This is a genomic window from Veillonellaceae bacterium (assembly GCA_025992895.1).
Classification (GTDB): domain Bacteria; phylum Bacillota; class Negativicutes; order Veillonellales; family Dialisteraceae; genus Dialister.
The window spans coordinates 1046518-1067500 of record DAJPGA010000001.1 but is presented as its reverse complement, the minus strand read 5'-3'; the positions used below and the strand labels follow the sequence as shown (position 1 = coordinate 1067500).

11 protein-coding genes (1 of these 11 cut by a window edge) are annotated in these 20983 nt (G+C 44.0%); all 11 read right to left on the bottom strand.

Features of this window, described 5'->3' with window-relative positions:
• A protein-coding gene (locus tag OIM03_04395; protein ID HJI73520.1) for a cell wall metabolism sensor histidine kinase WalK crosses the window boundary here: on the bottom strand, window positions 1–965 show its 5' end (the start). Its footprint begins 1003 nt before the window's first position; only the first 965 of its 1968 coding nucleotides appear in the window; it begins with the start codon at window positions 963–965; its stop codon lies off the left edge, out of view.
• Window positions 966–1015: 50 nt separating this feature from the next.
• The gene (locus OIM03_04390) at window positions 1016–1705 is read right to left on the bottom strand and encodes a response regulator transcription factor (protein HJI73519.1); all 690 of its coding nucleotides are present in this window, start codon (window positions 1703–1705) and stop codon (window positions 1016–1018) included.
• 106 nt (window positions 1706–1811) lie between these two features.
• The gene (gene pstB, locus OIM03_04385; protein ID HJI73518.1) at window positions 1812–2630 is read right to left on the bottom strand and encodes a phosphate ABC transporter ATP-binding protein PstB; all 819 of its coding nucleotides are present in this window, start codon (window positions 2628–2630) and stop codon (window positions 1812–1814) included.
• A complete protein-coding gene (gene pstA / locus OIM03_04380; GenBank protein HJI73517.1) occupies window positions 2627–3562 on the bottom strand; it encodes a phosphate ABC transporter permease PstA in 936 nt (311 codons plus the stop codon). Before pstA ends, pstB begins: the two co-directional genes overlap by 4 nt.
• Window positions 3559–4470, bottom strand: coding sequence for a phosphate ABC transporter permease subunit PstC (gene pstC / locus OIM03_04375; GenBank protein HJI73516.1), 912 nt, complete (start codon window positions 4468–4470; stop codon window positions 3559–3561). The genes pstA and pstC overlap by 4 nt, the downstream gene beginning before the upstream one ends.
• Before the next feature lie 159 nt (window positions 4471–4629).
• The gene (locus OIM03_04370) at window positions 4630–5514 is read right to left on the bottom strand and encodes a phosphate ABC transporter substrate-binding protein (protein ID HJI73515.1); all 885 of its coding nucleotides are present in this window, start codon (window positions 5512–5514) and stop codon (window positions 4630–4632) included.
• Window positions 5515–5774: 260 nt separating this feature from the next.
• Window positions 5775–6170: a hypothetical protein gene (locus OIM03_04365; GenBank protein HJI73514.1), complete on the bottom strand. Its 396-nt coding sequence runs from the start codon at window positions 6168–6170 to the stop codon at window positions 5775–5777.
• Between the two features lie 374 nt (window positions 6171–6544).
• Window positions 6545–17335 carry an autotransporter outer membrane beta-barrel domain-containing protein gene (locus tag OIM03_04360; protein ID HJI73513.1) on the bottom strand — a complete coding sequence of 3597 codons (10791 nt, stop codon included), beginning with the start codon at window positions 17333–17335 and terminating at the stop codon, window positions 6545–6547.
• Between the two features lie 17 nt (window positions 17336–17352).
• Window positions 17353–19623: a TonB-dependent receptor gene (locus tag OIM03_04355; protein HJI73512.1), complete on the bottom strand. Its 2271-nt coding sequence runs from the start codon at window positions 19621–19623 to the stop codon at window positions 17353–17355.
• A gap of 26 nt (window positions 19624–19649) precedes the next feature.
• Window positions 19650–20138, bottom strand: coding sequence for a Plug domain-containing protein (locus OIM03_04350; protein HJI73511.1), 489 nt, complete (start codon window positions 20136–20138; stop codon window positions 19650–19652).
• A gap of 328 nt (window positions 20139–20466) precedes the next feature.
• Window positions 20467–20931, bottom strand: a complete 465-nt coding sequence (locus OIM03_04345; protein HJI73510.1) for a hypothetical protein — start codon at window positions 20929–20931, stop codon at window positions 20467–20469.
• Window positions 20932–20983 lie beyond the last annotated feature (52 nt).

The following is a 20983-nucleotide window of genomic DNA, read 5'->3' as shown; positions in this document are numbered from 1 at the left end:
ACGATCAGGAGGCCCTTCTCCTCGCCATCATTCAGCTCGATATGGTTCATGACCATACGGTAAGGACGGCCGAAAAGCGTCATGGTATATTCCTGGCGTCCTTCAGCGTGGTATGCGCGGCCGATGGCGCGCAGCCAGTCTTCGTCATGATAAAGGCTTGCGATTCTTCTGAAGCGCTTGTCTTCCTTCAGTCCGAAGAGTTCTTCGACGGTCTTGTTGTAATCGACAATTTCCTTGTCTTCATTCAAAAGGATAATGCCATCCGCAATCGTATCGACGACGGTGCGGATCGTATTTCTTTCTTCCTCGATATCTTCCAGATAGTTCTCTATATCATTATGCTGTTCTTCCACCTTTGCAATCAAAGGCTGGAGTTCCTTGTAATCGTCAGGCAGCTTATGAGCGGGCCTGCCTTCCATGATCTGCTGGACCAGATCTCCCAAAAGATGAAACGGCCTGAGAATTTTTTCTGTCTCCTTCTCGGCAGCCGCGAGGCATCCAACCATGAAAACAAGGAGGAATACGATGATTTCAGGTAAATAGGAGGAGAATCCCCTGTAAGGGATCGTTCTTTCTACGGATATACGAAGCAGCGTGTCATCAGGAGCCATTGTCGCATAATAGTTCTTCGGCGTATCGTTGCCTTCCTTATGGACTTCATAGGCGCTGCCTTTATCGAGCGCTTCCTGAACGACAGGATTCGTCAGATAATCCCTTCCCGGATCAGGCTTGCTGTCATACAGAACGGTTCCATCTGTGTTCATCCATACGATGTGCATTTTCCCGTGATTCTCCTTGAACATGCGGTCCAGGTACTCTTCACTTCGTGCTTCATCTGATTTCGATAATGCCTGCGCCATTGTTTCCGTCAAATGACCGACTTCATGGCTGAACTGGTCCTGCATGCCCTGATAATAAAGAATGGCAGACAGCAGAAACGTCAGCAGTACCGAAATAATCCCCATTGATAGGAGACTCCTATATACTCTTGCTCTCATTTATCTCTCCTGGTTTCTTATGATTTTCGATCCCCCAGACGGTAGCCAACACCTCTTACTGTGCGGATGGCAGAGCCTTCGCTCCCGAGTTTCTGGCGCAGACTCATGATATGCATATCAATGGTTCTGCTTTCCATCTCGAAGGGTGAATCCCAAACGGCCTGCATAATCTGGTCGCGGGATAAAACGATGCCTTTATTTAATATCAAATAGCACAATAAGTCAAATTCTTTTAATGTGAGCTGTACTTCTTTTCCATCAACAGTTACGATATGCTGTTCCTGATCGACGGAAATCTTGCTGTATGTAAGAAGTTTTCTCCCTGCTTCCGGCGCTTTTTTCGTTCTTCTAAGAACAGAGCGTATTCTGGAAAGGAGTTCCATAATACCAAAAGGTTTTGTTACATAATCATCGGCGCCGAGATCGAGTCCCTGCACGATATCAAATTCAGTAGTTTTGGCTGTCATCATGATGACGGGAACATTCTGCAGCGGGCCTGCGCTGCGGATTTTCTTCAGAATGGAAAGTCCGTCCTCTCCGGGGAGCATGATGTCAAGCAGAATGAGATCGGGCACGTTCTTCTGGACGGCTTCATAAAATTCGCCCGAATCACCGAACCCTTCTACTTTATATCCCTGCCCTCTCATGGCATAACTGACAAGTTCCCTGATACTTTCATCATCTTCTACGCAGTAAATTAACGGCATAATCGTCTCCTCGTAAAATAACAGATACTGAAAGCCGGCGGTCCATGCCTTCCGATCGAAGTCATAGAACCCGCCGGTTCGTCACTACTTATATTCTACCATAGTATCAGCCGAAATTGCCGGAAATATAACGCTGTGTTCTTTCCATTTCCGGATGTTCGAATATTTTCTCGGTATTGCCGTATTCAACCATTTCCCCTAAATAGAAGAAAGCAGTCTTGTCGGCAATACGCTGTGCCTGCTGCATGTTATGTGTAACCATGATGACCGTATATTCTTCCTTCAGCTTGACAGCCAGTTCTTCAATATGAGCTGTGGAAATCGGGTCAAGTGCGGATGTTGCTTCGTCCAACAGGAGGACATCAGGTTCAACGGCAAGAGCTCTTGCGATGCAGAGACGCTGCTGCTGGCCGCCGGAAAGTCCAAGTGCGGATTTGTGGAGACGGTCTTTCAGTTCATCCCAGATAGCTGCCTGGCGAAGGCTCTTTTCAACGACTTCATCAAGATCAGATTTCTTGGTGATGCCTTTGAGTCTCGGGCCATAGGCAACGTTGTCATAAATGCTCTTCGGGAACGGGTTCGGCTGCTGGAAAACCATGCCTACATGACGGCGGAGAACGATCGGATCGATTTCAGTGTATGCATTGACGCCGGAGAGAAGGATATCCCCTTCTACGCGGCAGCCCGGAACGAGGTCATTCATGCGGTTCAGCGTACGCAGGAATGTGGATTTGCCGCAGCCGGATGGTCCGATGAGAGCGGTAATCTGATTCTTTTCAATACGCAGGTTGACGTCTTTCAGTGCCTGGAAAGCGCCGTAGTAGAGATCTACATGGCTGCAGGAAAAACTGATATTGTTATAAACTGAGATTTCTGCTGCTGCCTGATTGGCGCGCAGCGCTAAGGATTCATTAGTTGTCATCATGAATTTTCTCCTTCTGTCTTTTTAGACACATAGCGGCTTACCAGACGGGCGCCGATGCTGAATACAAGAACCATAACCATTAATACTGCAGATGCTGCAGCTGCGGTATCGGATGCGGAAGCTCCCACGCCTTCTGTGCGGGCTGCCCATACCTGAAGTGAAAGGGTTTCGCCAGGACGGAACGGGTTGAGCGGGCATACCGGGGAGGTGATGTCCCATACCTGCCAGCTGATGTCGGTACTCATACCGGCTGTGTAAAGAAGGGCTGCTGCTTCGCCGAAGCCTCTGCCGGCTGCCAGGATGATGCCTGTTACAATCGGTCCGACGGTCGCCGGAAGCATAACCTTCCAGATCGTTTCGAAGTGTGTAGCTCCGAGTGCCAGGCTGCCTTCTTTATAACCTTTCGGGAGTGCTACGAAAGCATCGTATGTCGTTGCAGTAATGAGAGGCAGGGAAAGAATCGATACAGCAAGCGCGCTGGAGAACAGATTCCACTGGGATCCTGCCATGATGATGAATACCAGGTAACCAAACAGGCCGACGACGATTGAAGGAAGGGAAGAAAGTGTTTCGATCGCGATGCGGAAAGCACTGCTTGCGCGTCCTGGCGGAGCATATTCTGCCATGTAAACGCCTGCCATGATTCCGATCGGGCAGGAAATCAGAAGGGAAAGAATGACGAGGTATACGGTGTTGAAGAACTGATTGCCGATGCCCGTTGCCTCAAAGGAGAAGATTTCAGGTCTGAAAGCATGAATACCGCCCCAGACTACATAGAGTGTAAAGAAAATCAGAAGTAAAACGAATGCGCCGGATACGACATAGAATACGCCTGTTGCCAGCTGATCTGCCAGATGCGCTCTTTTGAGCGAACCGCTTGCCTTGCGCAGTTCGGAAGCCGGATCTCTAATTTCTGCGGCTGAGGTTGTCATGCGATTCTCTCCTTTCTAGCTGCGATCAGGTGGATCACAAGGATGAATAAAAGGGAAATGATAAAGAGCAGGAGTGCCATGGACCAGAGAGCTGCATTGAATTCCCCGCCGTCCATTGCGCCGCCCATATCAGAAGCAATGGCTGCTGTAAGCGAGTTTGTCGGAGCCAGGAGGCTGTCCGGGAATGCTCTCATCTTGCCGATAACCATGGAAACCGCAAGTGCTTCGCCGAAGGCTCTTGCAAGGCCGAGGACGATAGCGGTCAGGATGCCTGGGAGGGCAGCCGGGAGAAGGACTTTGTAAATCATCTGCCAGCGTGTCGAACCAAGTCCGTAAGCGCCTTCCACATATTTGTTGTTGACGCTTCGGATCGCATCGGCGGAAACCGAGGTAATTGTCGGGTAAATCATGACGGAGAGCACGATGCCGGCTGCCAGTACGGACTGGCCGTGCGGCAGGTCGAATATTCTCTGGAGCAGAGGAACGAGTACGACGAGGCCGACCCAGCCATAAACGACGGATGGAATACCGACGAAGATTTCAACAGCCGGACGGATGATTCTTTCGCCGAGCTTCGGTGCGATCTGTGTCATGAATACAGCAGTTGCCAGGCTGAATGGTACGGAAATGACAAGTGCCAAGGTACAGGTCAGGATGGAACCCCAGATGTAGATGGCTGCGCCGACCTGGCCGCCGCCCATTTCAGTATCTGATGGTTTCCATGCGGATGAAAAGAGGAATTCTCCGATAGAATGATGGAACTGGGTAAAGGTCAGCATCCCTTTCGCCAGAAGGAAGGCGCCGATAGCAATTGTCAGCACGATGAGGAACATGCCGCAGAGGACTGCCACGCTCTTCCCGAAATATTCTCTGCGGAACATGTGCTGCTGCCGCATATTTTGATCCATAAGAACTCCTTTTGTCTCTAACTTTCCTTTATTATATTAATAATTTACATAAATGAATTTTTCTTTATAAACAGGAAGGGCAGCCGCACATTTGTGCAGCCGCTCTTCTGTGTTCTGTACGGTTTTATGACTCTTCAGTAAGGTGTTTCCGAGGCCGGATTATTTCTTCATCTTGGAAGCTACGCCGTAGCCCTGTTTTTCGATTTCATGGCCATATTCATCGGACTGGATGTAGTCAAGGAATGCTTTGACTGCGTCTTTAGCTTCGCCCTTGGTGTACATGTGTTCATAGCCGTATACCGGGTAGGTGCCGTTGTAGGTGTTTTCCAGTGTCGGAGCTACACCGTCGATAGCGATTGCTGCAACGTCTTTATTGCTGACGAGGTAGGACAGTGCTACGTATCCGATAGCACCCTTGGTCTGAGCAACGCTCTGCATCAGTGTGCCGGAGTCGTCGGTTTCCAGGGACTTGTTGGAAGCTTCTTCCTTGCCGCCGAGAGCCAGTTCAGTGAAGAGTGCTCTGGTGCCGGAGGTGGTCGGACGGGTTACGAGAACGATCGGTTCATCTGGGCCGCCAACATCTTTCCAGTTGGTTACCTTAGCTGTGAATACGTCCTGCAGCTGCTGTTTGGTCAGGGACTTAACAGTTTCAGCGACATCCTTGTTGACAACCGGTGCTACGGTCAGGACAGCGACCTTGTGGTCAACCAGGTCTTTTGCTTTTTCCTTCGGGAGCTTTGTTTCAGCCGGTACGTCGGACATGCCGATGTTTACGGATCCTTCAGCAACCTGTTTCAGACCTGTGCCCGAGCCGCCTGCATTCAGTGTCAGAGAAACTTCAGGGTTCTTTGTCTTGAACTTTGCTGCTGCATCCTTCGCGAGCGGAAGAAGTGCAGAAGAACCGGAAACGGTGACCTGACCGGTAACCTTTGCTCCAGAAGCAGCGCCGCTCTTAGCAGGTGCGGAGTTTCCGCCGCCGCATCCTGCGACTGCTACGATTGCTGCTGAAGATACTGCCAGTGCCATCCATTTTTTAAGTTCCATTTTTGTCCTCCTTGAAATGACTTGCTTGTTTTAATTGTTTTTATGATGGTTTTAGTTTATCGAACGGTTGTAAAAACCAAAGAGGGAGATGCGTCTAATTTACGTCTACTTTGTAAGAGGCTTGTAAATAACTGCCCCTTTCACAGGATATTATGTGTCAAAGAATTCTTTTAACGAAAAAAGAGCACCTGATATCCAGATGCTCTTTACATACTTACCGCCAATTTTATTTTATTTTACTTATATATAGGAATAACATTTCATTTTGCATTATTAGCTGCTTCCACTTGTGCATTATAAGCATTCACAACTTTCTGCGCCTCTTCAGCCGCTGCATTTCGCTTGCGGATGATATCATTAGCATCATTGGTTGCGCCATCAATATACTGTTGGGCCACCTTTACATAAGCATCTACTTCCTTCCCATATTCCATAAAGCTTGAAACATTTTTGATGCCACCCTCTGGCACCTTGGGTGCTGCAGGCAGAATCGTATCAGGATCTGGATAAGGCATTGTCATATTTGTTAATGTCGGATCAATCTGCATTGCTTTCGTGGGTTCTGCTGGTGTAGATGAAGCTTCTTCTGCCATGACACAGACCGATGAGCCAGAAAGTAAACCACACAATACAAAAGCTATTATCTTTTTATGCATACTAAAATTTCCTTTCTAAAAATAGACTTCCCTCTCATTCACTTTCATCCCTGTAATGAAATGCCGATTTCTCTGTTTTTCACTTATATCATCCAAACTATTAAACTAACTTTCAGGAAACGATGATTCCCTGGTTAAATCCACCAGAAAACGTAAAGTCCAGTATTATCGCTCGACATTCTCTCCACATATAAAAAAAGAATTGATAAAGAGGAAATTGAAAGATGAAATCTTCAATTTCCTCTCTACCAAATGAAAAGGAAAATAATGGTAAACCTCATACGGGAAGAAATAACATGAAGATTTACCTATAAGAGCAGAAGCGGCGAGTACATCATATTAGAATAGGAGGAATCGCTTCCGCATCTTACCTGCTAGAAAGAATAGCGAACTCCTACGTCCGCTCTCCATTCTGTGCTCATTTCTGCGCCAAAGGAGCGTGTGTAGTTTGCATATAGATATACATTCTTATTCAGCGAATAGCTGCCGCCAAGTTCGAGGTCCATCCAGGTATCCTGCAAATCAATCTTAGTCCCCTTTGCACCACCATCATCTGCAGAAAAGTCTGTCCTGAAGTTGCCACCAAACTCATGAGCCAGGGAAGCCTTAGCATACAGATTGCTCTTTGCCGTTTGTCTGCCAATGCCTAACCCGATCCTGCCGATAGCGCTGTTGAATGCATGCTGTCTGACTGCAAGTTCTCCAAGATCACTATGACCTGTGAAGCTCTTGCCGTTCAGTCTGCTTATGGTAAATTCTACAGATGGATCCAAATAGAATCCATTATCCTTGATAAAGCGTTTGCCGAATTCTGCGGACAAGCTGCTTCCCCAAGTATCGTAATCTCCGGAAAGCTCGTTGCCGATTTCATTGCTTACTTCAAAATCATTGCTGACTTTGCCAGATTTTATGATAATATCTACATATTTGCCATCATCGGATACCTTGGTTCCATATACAGCAAGAGTTGTCATCTTTTCATCACCCTTGCCGCCGGTGTAATGTACATCACCGGTTCCATGATCCAAAGCAATACCGACTGTCCAATCACCTGCTTTCCTATCATAGCCAGCCTGAGCAATATCATAGCTCTGATTCATGTAAGTACTCTGACTGTTGAATTCGTTCTTGCCGCCTATGTACTTAGCCCATACGCCGGACTCCTCCTGCCCCAGTCGTATATCACCCATTCTCCGCTGGAGATCATTGCTATTCGATCTCCACATCATGGCTGCGCCAAAGAGAGCCGACTTGGTGCCTCTCATCATCTGGGTTTCTTCGGAACCGTATTCAATATCCAACCCATTCTTAACTGGATCATAAACGAATGAACCTACACCGTTTTTGTCAAAGGTGATATTTTCTGCCTTCATAGCAGCTGATGCAGAAGTCAGGCCTTCGGCAATTTTTACCTTCCCCTCCAGATTGTTATCATCCGCTGTGTAAGTCAGCTTATGAGCCAGCTGGTTCAGTGTTTCGCTGACTTGATTCTTGGCTGCTGCTCTATTACTGTCCAGCTTGAGTCCCTTGCTATCAGTAATTAAATTAATCTTTGACCCGCTAGCAGCAGAAGCTACTACTGTATCACCTCCAATGATCCTGGTCGGATCGCTTTCATTATGTCCATAGGTGACATTTAATTCACCAGAGAGTTTCTGGATACTTGTCTTGCCAGAGGACGAATCTGTCTTGTCCAGTGTACCGTTATCAGAAATTACCTGACCCACTGCAGACTCACCGGTTTGTTTCCAGGTTCCCTTGAGGTCAAGGTTGGTTCCTTTATTAGCAGATGCACCTGTCCAGACAGACCCTTTGTCGATATCCACATTTGTGGATCCTGTACCTGCAGAATTACCTGTCCAGTTTGCCCCTTCGGTAAACGTGAGCACTGCTTCGCCATTATTAGTTACTTTGCCCTGAATACCATTTCCTCCTTTAAACGTACCGTTCAAGGAAGATTTTTCATCAGCCACAGTAATATCGCCGGTTACTTCTGCACCATCCATGGTGATTTTACCACCATTTTCTGCAGTTACCGTACCTCTTACATGACCTGCTTCCATATTGATTGCAGATTCTTCACCATTCGCATCCAATGCTTTCGAAGCTGTAATATTGGTTATACCACTAAGAATAACTTTCTTGCCGTTTTCAGCCGCTACACCTACGCCATTATCTCCTGCACTGATGTTGATTGTATCATTAGCCTTGATGTTCAGATTTCCGTCTTTAGCATGAACTACGCCATCAGTCTTATCAGATGCAGTTATATCAGACGGTGTCTTTGTGAAATTGTAGGAATTTTTATTTTTGTTGTAAATACCGATATCTTCATAATAATTTTGAGAATCCTTGCTTCCGTCTATTACTTTATCAATCGGATTGACGGCCTGCTCGGATGGCTTAACCAGGTCATATACATAGGATCCCTGGCCTTTATCCTTAAAGGTAATGTCTCCGCTCTTTACTACTGCATAAGCTGCAGAAGATGTCAGCCCTGATGCAATACCTACTTTACCGGAAAGATTTCCATCGTTAGCTGTATAGAATAACTTCTCGGCCAGTTTATTTAATGTATCATTCAACTGGTTTTTCTCAACATAAGTAGCATCTGCGGAAGTATTGATTCCATTGTTACCAGTAAGAAGCGTGATTGCAGAACCTGCATCCGCCTTGAAAATGGTGAAAGTACCGCCAGCAATATGGGCTTCTTTATTTCCATACAGTAACGCATGTTCCCTTTCTGTGTTATCAATGAAGCTGTTATCTTTATAAATAACAGTATGATTTCCGCTGTATTTTTCTATGAAGGCATTACCAGTCTCGGTTTTCGAGTCATCTTTAGCGAAGCCGGAAGCCCCTGCCTTTGTGGGAGAACCGCTCAGGCTGGTACTGTCAGCGACATAGATTCCTTTGCTCCCACTCATGTCAATAATACCGCCATTGCCGGAGAGGTTTGTGACCCTGCTGACAGTCAGATTTCCATCCTTATCCGTCTGTCCTTTGGAAAAAGCATTATACCAGACAGCTCCATCATTCAGGGTCAGCCGCAATCCATTATTCCTTGCGATACTGAATCCTGTCCAATAGGTATCCTTCCCACTCATATTTACATTCATAGTGCCGTTGCCAAAGCCAAGCCAATGAGATCCGTTTTCCATATAAAGGTTTACCGCGCCTTCGATCCCCGGTGTGACTCCGTAACCTCTGGTATCGGCATAATTGCCTTTCCAGTAAGAATCCTTGCCATTAAGTCCAACACTGATTTTACCTTTAGTTCCCATGCCGCCATTAGTCACGATATCACCGATGATCGTAGTCTTGTTTTCGCCGGAGCCAATGATATTTCCGTTCTGGTCTTTAGCTACATTAACATTAACAATACCATAATTCTGGCTTACAAATTCACCATAAGCACGGATAGCTGCCCAAGCGCCATTTTTCGCTTCAATATGTCCTCCGCCGATTTCAATATTAGAAGCAACGGCACTTACTGCTTCATTCGCAGTTTCACCATCAGCTACGACATCCACCAGACCGTCAATCGTAATAGAAGAATGTACATTATTTACTCCATTCATGGTTTTGATAACAGCTGTATTCAGCGGAGTCGATCCTTCAGCTCTTACTTTCAGAACTTTATTTTCAAGATTATCTCCGCCGTTATGTACAACAATCGTACCGCCACCATTTGCATAAAGTGCTGCACGCCCACTAGTGTCTACATCGATATCAATCGCTCCGGCATTATTAACTTCTACCTTTCCTTTACCAATAGCCGCAATACCAACTGTAGAATTACTGCTCCTCAACGTAAGATCGTGACCGTTCATATTAACATCAACAGAATGCGAATCATCTTTCCCAGAGACCAAAGCAGTAATCTTGCTCATCCAAGGTCCGCCTGGAATAGAATAACCCGTCTCGACATCAATGGTTGTTTTATCTTCTGTGAAATTATAGATATTACTGTCATCAAGGACGCCTGCATGCACGTACTCTGTATCTACAGCTTTATCACCGGTAATTGCCGTTGAAAATTCAGACTTGGGTTCAATCGGGACCACTGGTTTTACGTAGGTTCCCTTGCCTGTATCATCAGCGAAAGTAATATCTCCCGTTTTCAGTACCGCAGAGGATGCTGTTAAGCCGTCCGCTATCTTTACTTTCCCGGTCAAATTCTTTTCGCCGCTGGCAAAGCCGCTGTATGTTAATTTCCCTGCCAGTGCGTTCAATGCATCAGCCACCTTATCAGTATCCTGCATGTTAATTCCGTTGTTGGCAGTAATCATATTTACGGCAGATCCCGATGCTGCCTTTTTTATAACGGTATCGCCAGCCGCATAATCAGCAGCCTCCGTACCGTCACTGGTATGTGCATAGTAAATATTTGCATACCCGCTGTAATTATCAATCGTCAGAGTATTGCCGTCATTCTGGAAGATATTTCCTGCTGTATCTGCAGAAGATCCTGCATTAATACTAGTCAGATGGCTTCCACTAAATGCTCCCGGATGCCCCACCATAACATTATTCCAAGAAGCTCCATTCTCCATGAAAAGTTTGGTTGTACCATCGCTATTTTCTATGACGCCTTTTAAAGCAGATTGGCCGGAACCAAGTCCCAAGTTAACTGTACCTGTAGCATAAATATTTCCGACAATTTTGACATCTTCGCCATTGGCTTTCGTAACTTCTTTATTCATTCCTATAGTTACGGTACCTCCGCCAGCGCTGATTGCCTTATAATCCGTTTCCTCGTCTGCAGGAGTCACTATATTAGCAGATTCAATGATAATCTCACCATCACTCCTTGCATCAACAGCGACCCCCTTAACCGCTAAATCAGCGTTACCTTTAATATTCACCTTGCCGCTATAGGTATAAATGCCGGTTGGCATTGAATAGCTCGGTTTGCTTGCAGAGTATACGCCATACTGTGCGTCGCCTGTGCCATCCCCTTTCATCGTTACATCACCATTAACAGAAACGTTGGCATTTCTGTAAGAATAAATACCATAAGTACTGCCATTGCTGGTGTCACTGACTTTTATATCTGCATCTCCGTTTATTGTAAAGCTTGCATTACTATCAGCGAAAATACCACGATTGCCATTCCCATTAGTAACAGTTTCTATTTTAAGTTTATCTGCAGTAACAACAGCTTCCTTACCAGTATATGCACCATAAGTTGCCTCAGAAGCGGCTACCGGAGTAACAGAGGAAATGGAAAGAGTCTTTCCTGCTGCATCTATGGTAACATTAGAATTCTGGCCTAAAATACCGCCTACTGCTTTGTAATAACCCACCTTTGTAACATCTGAATCTCCAGCAATTACAATCTGACTGTCTTTGGTAAATGTATACAGGTCATTTTTAAGAACACCTGCATTGACATATTCTGTATCTGCATCAGAATTGCCAGTAATAGGTGTGGTAAAAGTTGAATTGGTCTGAGAATCCGGAATTATAGAACCATTAGATTTATAAGTCCCTTTGCCGTCACTGTCCTGGAATGTGATATTTCCAACCTTAACTTCAGCGGAAGAAGCGGTAAGACCATCTGCAATTTTCACCGTACCAGTCAGATTTTTAACCCCAGAAGCGTATTCGCTATAAGTCAGTTTTCCGGCCAAAGAATTCAATACTTTGGCGACAGAGTCTACATCATTGACGCTGATTCCAGTGTTGTCAGTAATTAATGTAACTGCCGATCCCGTTTTAGCTTTCTTAATAATAGTATCGCCAGCGGAGTAATCCGATGCATCTTCCCCATGGTTGGTATGGGCATAGTAAATATTGGCGTATCCGCTGTAATTATCAATTGTCAGTGGATTGCTGTCATCCTGGAAGATATTTCCTGCGGTTGATTCACTGCTCCCGCCAAAGAAATTTGTAACCTGGCTACCAGCAAAATCTTCGCCGCTATCATCCTCAAAATTATTTTTTAATTCATTTATCCAAATGGCACCGTTGTTCATATAGAGATTGACAGTGCCCTCGAACATGTCCTCTCGGTTGGATATAATTCCCTTTAAGAAGGAATCTTTTGTCCCTAACCCTAAATTTGTAACACCATACATATCGCTAACATTGCCTGTAATTGTGACATCCTTACCATTACTTGCTGTTATATCTGAATTCATCCCTACATTAATAGTGCCGCCAACATTCTCAATCGCTAAGAATGAACTGCTACTATCTGTTGGACCCGTAATATTTGCCGATTCAATAGTAACAACATTATCATTATTTGCGTCATTTTCTGTTCTTATGGCAGCACCCGATGCTGCATTAGCAATTGCTATATTTGCTTTTCCATTAACAGTTACTTTACCACCAGCCCCATCATAATCATAACTATTAATACCATAAATATATTCTTCATTATCTTCTGAAACATTGACTGCTATGTTCATATTCCCATTAACAGTAAGAACACCACCATCCTCTACAAGAACTCCACGATCAGCACTATTATCAGCAGTAGATGTGGTGTTTATATTAAGATTATCTGCAGTTATAGTAAGGTCGTCATTTGTATATACACCATAAATTCCCTGACTATCCGACGGTTGCTCTTCAGAAGAAATTGAAAGGTCCTGCCCACTCGCATCAATGTTAATTGAATTTCCATTACCTAAAATGCCCCCCACAACATTTTTTTCGTCTTCCGTTCCAATGCTCGTTGTTGCTGCACTCTCAGAAATTAAAATCTGACTGTCCTTATCGAATGTATACAGATCATTTTTCAGGACACCTGCATTGACATATTCCGTATCTATATCATCTTGACCAGTGATTGGGGTGTTAAAGATTAATCTTTTCGAAGGAACTACATAACTGCCTTTCCCATTACTTTCCTGGAACGTAATATCTCCCGTCTTAACTTCAGCAGACGAAGCGGTAAGTCCTTCAGCAATCTTTACCGTTCCCGTCAAATTCTTTTCGCCGCTGGCAAAAGCACTGTATGTTAATTTCCCTGCCAAAGTGTTAAGGACGGCTGCTACCTGTTCATCATCAGTGGTAGTAATATTGCTGCTGTCAGTAATCATATTTACAGCAGAACCTGTTGCTGCTTTATTTATAATGGTATCGCCAGCTGCATAATCATCAGCCGTTGTGCCATCATCAGTATGAGCGTAGAAAATATTAGTGCTTCCACTGTAATTATCGATAGTAAGAGTTTTTGCATCCTTCTGGAAGATGTTTCCTTCATGTCCTTCTGTACCGCCTGTAAAGTTCAGAACATGAGAACCGTTAAAGGTATTTCTCTGACTTTCATCAGGGGTAATGCCTCCCTGTACCTCATTATTCCAGATGGCACCATTCTGCAGCCAAAGATTAAAATTACCTGCATCATGTGCTGTATAGCCACCACTGCCATAATCATCTTTATCAACAATATAAGTCATGGCCCCGGTCCAGGAAGAATCGCCTGTGGTAAATGCAGCGTTAATAACCCCGCTGTTTTCGAAATCTATCAGTTCCCCGCCAGAATATTCTACAACTTTCTTTCCATATTCTTTTGTCAGGTAGAAATCCCCTACTACATTAGTAACATTAGAGCCAGGCTGCCCTTCCTCCATATTCAGATTGACTGTTCCTTTGTCTACTCTGACAGCAGAATAGTTTTTATCATGCTCAGGATTAGCTTCAGCCGTTATAGAGCCACCTGCTACGGAAATCGTAGAATCTGCGCCAACCGTGTATAGTGCTGCTCCTTTGACATGCTCAATATCGACACTGCCATTGACAGTTACGGCACTTCCATTAGCTACTGTTTTAATGCCTGCATTAGCCGGGGTTTGCGCGCTAATATTTTTACTGGAAGCTCCTTTAATCGTAAGCGGCCCATTAATGATTACATCAATCGCGCTGTCACTGCCAGCGCTGCCACCTCCAAGGACATTAATTCCAACAACTCCGCTTCTCCCGGTATTGCTTAATGCTTCAATGACAACCGGATTATCAATAGTAAGACTGGAATTATTGCCGCCAACATAAATGCCGTTCACTGCTCTCGTATCATCAGGATGGCTTGCCTTCAAGGTCAACTGTTTCTTCGAATCTGAGTTCTTGATTTGAATAGACTGATTTGCTCCCAAAACAATGGCACTGGCTACTCCGCCGTCTCCTTGTGCATTCAATGTTAAGTTGTGTCCATTCATATCAACTACCATCGGCTTTTCTTTAGATGCGGTTTCACTGCTGCCAGCATAAAGAGCCGAGATGAGCATGGAGCTACCGCTGCCTTGTACATTCTTTTCCGAAGCAGTGGCTGTGTAATCATTAGTCAATGTAGTTGTTTCGGTAATAGCACCGCCTTCATTATCATCTGATTTTACATAGGTTCCCTTGCCTGTGCCATCAGAGAAAACAATATCTCCTGTTTTCAGTGCAGCAGATGAAGCCGTTAAGCCATCTGCTATCTTGACTTTCCCTGTCAAATTGTTTTCACCGTTGCCAAAGCCGCTGTATGTTAATTTCCCTGCCAGTGTGTTCAATGCACCAGCCACCTGATCGGTATCCTGCATATTAATTCCGTTGTTGGCAGTAATCATATTTACAGCAGATCCCGATGCTGCCTTTTTTATAACGGTATCGCCGGCTGCATAATCAGAAGCATTCGTACCGTCACTGGTATGTGCATAGTAAATATTTGCATACCCGCTGTAATTATCGATTGTCAGAGGATTGCTGTCGTTCTGGAAAATATTTCCTGCTGTTGATTCACTTGTGCCGCCAACCAGTTTCGTTACAAGGCTTTTTCCACCCGCACCAACATCCTCGTTGTCATTCTTGTAGCGGGTATTGTTGGCAGCATTAAACCATTCAGCACCATTTTGAAGCCATACGTTTGCAGTGCCACCATTATCAACAATACCATTCAAGTAAGAATCTGCCGTGGTCAGGGCTGCGTTGACGGTACCGGTATCAAGAGCAAAGATATCCCCATCAAGCTGCACGGTATTTGCTCCCGGGCTATTCCCGGTTGTACCTGTATTAACATTAATTGTCCCCTGGTAAGCCCCCAACGTATAGTATCCATAATTAGTGTTTTTCGGAACTACTATATGACCACCACCAATAGATACCTTGCTATCTTTTGCATTGGTAGTAATACCATTGCCATACACAGATAATTTCGCGTTTCCAGTTACCGTTACTTCACTCTTATCGACAGACGTAAGAATACCGGAATTATTAAAGCGGGAATAAACATTTTCCTTATTAGCAGGAATTCCCCAAGTATCTTCATTTTCTCCCGCAATAACAACATCTCCATTAAGAGTAATTTTAGATGTTTGCGTAGTTTCATTACTAGCCTCGCCCCAGCGGTCTGTCTTCTGGATAGCAATACCATTACCGCCATATCCGCCTTTCATGGCAATATTGGTATCCCCGTTAATGGTAATGCTGCTTGCAGCATCTTTTGCAGCATCATTCCAAATAGCATTTGTTAATGAATTTCCGTTTTCATATCCGCTGGTAACAATATTTGTCTGTGCTGCATTAATTGTGACGCTCTTTCCTTTACCCGCATAAACACCGACCGGACTGCTGACATAATTATTTGCCCAAAGTGTCAGAGTATGGTCTCCGGCATTTACCGTTATGTCATTACCATCAGATGCATAAATATCTGCTGAGATATTATTTTTGAGATCTCCTGTCCGGGTAATTCCTACGCCAACAACTTCATCTTTTGTAAATGTATATGTGCTGTAATCAGTGGTTTCAGAAGCATAGGTACCCTTATCTTTTGCCTCCACACCTGTAATTTCTATATGTCTCGTAGGCGTTGCCAAAGAGGTATCAGGATTAATGATTTCCATTGCACTTTCCGAAGAGGATGTAAGTCCTTCCGGATTATACATTGTAAGCTGGACCAAATCTCCATTAATACGATCTGAAGGAATCATGGCAACAGAATTGAACTGATAGAACTGCTGATCCGTCGAAAAATCTTTGCTTTCCCAAGTATACGCAGGAGTTGTACTGCCATCCGTATATACAGACAAGGTATTTCCCATTTCCAGCCATAAACGTTTAGTGTAGTATTCTGCGTTAAGTTTACCGAACCAGCCTTCCTGGGAACCGCTAATGATTTCCTCCCACTGCTCCTTGTTCCCATTCGTTAAATTGGCCATCGTAGTTTTATACACTTTGGAATTGATGGCACTGCCACCATCACCAATATTATAGGTGAGGATATACACAGTACCATTTGGGAGCACCTTTACATCCCTGAAATCGTAAGGCACGTAATCCGGTTTCCGAATTACAGTAGATGTAGGATTTAATTTACCAGGCGAGGCAACTTTATTGATGGTAATTGCAGTATCCGCGTTACCGGATCCAAAATTCTGATATCCACCAATGGCACTCAAAACAAATTGATTATTATATTGATTAATTCGCACAGAATCTGTATTTTTCCCGATTCGTGAATACGAGGAATATGTTAGTTTTCCATCAGAGCCAATTTTATACTGCATAAGATAGCCATTATCGTAATCGTCATATCCTCCCTGTTTATTTACATTAACAGCCGCATAGAGATAACCATCATCAAGAGTTGTAATAAGCCCCTCTCCGTGCATTGCTGTAGCATCTGTATAACCGGCTGCTGCGCCATCTGCAGTATACTTAATAATATCTTCCTTCAGGTTTACAACATTATCCGTATTTTCTTTTAATTCAGTACCCTCAAGAGTCGCTGCACCAATTTTCCCATTGTCATAACCAGTTGCATACACGTATCCGTTATATCCTGCAGCTGCATGAGCATTTGCTACCGCAGTAATTTTTCCTGACGGGGCGGATGTATCATCCCATTCTCCCTGTCCATTAATCAGCCTGCTATTAAGCAAATCAGTAGTGCTATATGTATACTGACGCAGATACAAGTCTCCTTCTCCGTTTACCCACAAAGGATACAGAGCTGGATCTTGATTAAGCCCTGTCAGGTCTCCTGCGGATGCCTTGGCATCTACATGGGTCGTGACTTTAGACCCTGTAATACTCCCCAGCTGACTATGAGCATAATCAGATGGAATTGCTGCCACCAGATTGGCAGCAGAAGCAGTGTTTCCTCCCACAAGTGCTCCCAAAACCAATGCTGTCAGCATCAGTGCATTGCGCTTAGTTCCTTCCCTCATTTCCAATGTCTCCTTTCTTAGAACTGATATCGAACAGTTGCATAATATGTCCTTCCCTGATGGGGAAATTCCGGATTAATATATCCCGGGATAGTAAAGGCAATCTGGCTTCTAATTTTTTGCTTCGGACCATGATTGAAGATATCATTGCAGCCTACGGTAATTTGCCAATCATCGGATGGCTTCCATTTAACCCCGGCATTATATACTGTCAAAGAGCTAACCGGCCGTCCTGAAAGAATAGCATATTCACCGCCTCTACTATCTTTGCTGCTGCTGGTAAAGTAATCGTCTGTATAGTGCATTTCTCCGAATACCGCCCATTTCTTAGTAGGATAATAGGTTAGGCGTACATTACTTTCCCATTCAGGCTGGAATGTAGCCCAGACATCGGAATAATCATAATTGACCGCACTATTTTTCCTCTGTAGATGGGATTTCGTATACGTAGCCCGTACATCCAGCTCCACCTTGTCCCAATTAAAGGTAGACTGGAATTCAATTCCATGGACTTTCCCCCGGTTGTCATTCAAGTAAGACCAGTAATCTTTTCCGAAGCGCACAAGCTGAAGCATACGATCAGACTTACGCCAGAAAAAGGTCAGAGTGGTACTATTTCGGGCATGAAGTAAATTCCCATCCCAATCGACCGAGAAATCAAACTGTTTACCATATTCTGGTCTGGGGAATGCCGTGTTTCGTCCATTTTCATATGGAGCTGGTAAGATTCCCGCACCGTCCCCGGCAATTTCATACATGTTCAATAAGCGGAAATAGGTACCCACGGAGGACCGAAGTTTCAATTTATCATTGATAGTTTTCTTTATCCCCATCTGCCAGGTTACTTTGTCATCCGTTTGTTGATCTTTAGGGTGAATCCAGTGATAACGCCTTTTCTGGTTTACATCAAAACGTTTTCCGTCGCTGTAACCTGTAATAGAGGAACGATTGTACCGGATACTTGGCGTGAACTGCCAAGTTCCTGAGGTAATAGTATCTTGAAGCTGTATATTTAAAATATCCTGATCATATCGGTTTCTGGTTTGTCCCAATACACCAGCGAGATCCGAGTCCCCCAAGACTTTATCCATCAGAGAACCATCAACATGGAGCCGTTCGTGAGAATAGTTTGACTGAAAATCAAGCATATTGTTTTCTGACAATCTATAAGTCCCATCAATCTGGAAATTATATTTATTCGAAGTATATTTGCTCCATTCACGAAGCGGGATATTCATCAATTCGAAATCCACGCCAGAAGCGTCTCTCATGATATTTTCCGCACGATAGGATTTTTTCTGGTGCGTGTAGTCTGCCATCCATCCCCATTCCAGATTTCCATTATCATGTCTGTTTTGTACGAGAAGTTCTGAGTTTGTCAATTTCTGATGACGAGCATCGAAATACATCGTGTCATAAAGATCGGTATTATAATGGACAACAGCTGAATTGGCGTCTCCGCCCCAAAGACTGTCAGGAAGATACCTGTCAATATGGTTCCAGGCACCTTTTACCATCCATGTATTATTTTGCCATTTCACAAAGGCACTGCTATTTTCATAGCTATTGTATTTACGCCATCGCGCCTTCTGCTCTGCTTCACTTAATTTTTTCTTTCCCTCTTTTACTTTAGCTGCATCTGCAGCATAGCTTGGATCGCCCTCTATAATTGCTCTTTTCCGAATAGTTTCTGTTTCTGCCTCCGTATTACGCTTAATATAATGCTCTGCAATTTTTTCTTTATCTTCATCAGTAATGGTTACTCCATAGCCATAGACGTCACCATCCCAGTTAATAGTCACTATGTCATGAAGCCAATTTTCGTCAACTCCTACTGCCGCATAACGCTCCTTCAGTCCTGCAGCCTCAAAATCTTCATTACTAAACCTAAATCCGCTTCCTTCGACAAATTCTTTCGCCTTTTGTACTGCCTGATCATGTACATTATTTTCTAAAGCATCACTTCTAATAAATTTGTCCCATTCGGCAGGAGCTGTTTTGTAGTAATCTATAGCGGATTTATCAAGTTTCACATAGTAACTATTAGCGTTGTACCTGGTCCATGTAGTAATCTTATTTTCTGCAAAGTTATCCACGGATCGTTGAAACATAGCAATATCATGCTCAATATCAGGAATAGCACGTTCTGCAGCGTAGTTATCATACCTGAAGTCCCCGTCACTGGATTCATAATCGCCTGATACCATCAAATTGCCTGAACCAAGCGGCATGGTAACCGATCCGGAGATACTTTTTCCTCCATAGGAGCTCTTTCCAATTTCTGCCACCACATCTGGTTTTTTTGGCTTTTTCGTTACGATGTTAATAACGCCGCCAATAAAAAAGTTCCACCAAATCTGCTGGGAATATAACCACGGTAAACTTCGACTCTCTCTACGTTTTTAATTGGTATAGTGGAGATATCTACTGCTGAATCCCCACCTAAATTAGAAAGTACTCCGTCTACAAAAATTCCTACTTGCGCGGCAGTGGATCCGCGAACCGTAACCGTTGTATACTGCCCTTTGCCATTAACCTCACGGACATGAACGCCAGGCACTTCTTTTAACAAATCCGGAAGTGTCTTCTGTTCCCCTTTATATTTTGCCGGCTCGATGACTGTCACCGTCCCCGGAGATAACTTATCCTCCCATTTAGGTCGTGGTGCTTCTACCGTTACCGTCCCGAACGTATAAACATTTTCTGGGCCTATTTGTCCAACTTCTGCGGCGCTTACCGTGTAATAAGCTGATAACGAAGATAACACCAGTCCAGATAACAGCCCATACATATATTTTTTCATGAGTTTCTCCCTCTGCCCCCGGTGCTTCCCTATCAGGGGCATTTACGTTTTTACCTAGTAAAACCCATAATTGTTATTAATAAAAAGCTCGTGAAAATAAATGGAGTATGTTCAAGAATAATCATGTTCCCTCAAGATTTTCATCCAAATACCCACTTGTTTTCACAAGCATGCATATACAAGAAGAACAGACTTGGATAATTCTGCTGACAAAAATTATTTAATGATTTTTCCCACATCTGTTCATTTATCACATCTGTTCATTTATCGCATCTGTTCATTTGTATTATTGTTTGAACCTGTTTAATGCCAGAATGCAGCTCCTTTATTATTTAAGTTCACTCATAAGATCTTCATATTCAGCACTCAGAAGTTTTTCAACCTCATTAAGGAGCGCAATAACCAATGTGGGGTCAAAGTACTGTGCACCCGCAGGAATACTTACAGTGAGGAGTACATTCCCGGCTTCATCACAGGTAAATTTGAGCATTCTATACCGGTTATTCAAATCATTGAAATAAGAGGAGATTCTGTCTTTTTTCTCTTTGGCAACGATACCATCAGCCACCTGGAATTGAATAACAGCATATACACTGTTATCAAGAACAATCATGAAAGGAATTGGTTTTCCCTGGATCTGAAGATTGCTTCTATAAAGAACAACTTCCCCTTTTTCACCAGCATACTGTTTGCCGAAACCAGAAATTTTATTGGAATCCAAATATTTCTGGAATGCTTTATCCTTGCTCTGCACTACTGTCTCTTCAATTTTCCCTGTTGTTTTTGTTGCCATAATCATTCTCCTTTTCTTATGAATATATTTTCAGGTTCATTCCGGGTCTTCC

Bases quoted from the DNA above. Each gene is read 5' to 3' on its own strand.
- OIM03_04370 (HJI73515.1), bottom strand. From the start codon at position 5,514: ATGGAACTTAAAAAATGGATGGCACTGGCAGTATCTTCAGCAGCAATC.
- OIM03_04390 (HJI73519.1), bottom strand. From the start codon at position 1,705: ATGCCGTTAATTTACTGCGTAGAAGATGATGAAAGTATCAGGGAACTT.
- pstB (HJI73518.1), bottom strand. From the start codon at position 2,630: ATGATGACAACTAATGAATCCTTAGCGCTGCGCGCCAATCAGGCAGCA.
- pstC (HJI73516.1), bottom strand. From the start codon at position 4,470: ATGGATCAAAATATGCGGCAGCAGCACATGTTCCGCAGAGAATATTTC.
- OIM03_04360 (HJI73513.1), bottom strand. From the start codon at position 17,335: ATGAGGGAAGGAACTAAGCGCAATGCACTGATGCTGACAGCATTGGTT.
- pstA (HJI73517.1), bottom strand. From the start codon at position 3,562: ATGACAACCTCAGCCGCAGAAATTAGAGATCCGGCTTCCGAACTGCGC.
- OIM03_04350 (HJI73511.1), bottom strand. From the start codon at position 20,138: ATGAAAAAATATATGTATGGGCTGTTATCTGGACTGGTGTTATCTTCG.
- OIM03_04345 (HJI73510.1), bottom strand. From the start codon at position 20,931: ATGGCAACAAAAACAACAGGGAAAATTGAAGAGACAGTAGTGCAGAGC.
- OIM03_04365 (HJI73514.1), bottom strand. From the start codon at position 6,170: ATGCATAAAAAGATAATAGCTTTTGTATTGTGTGGTTTACTTTCTGGC.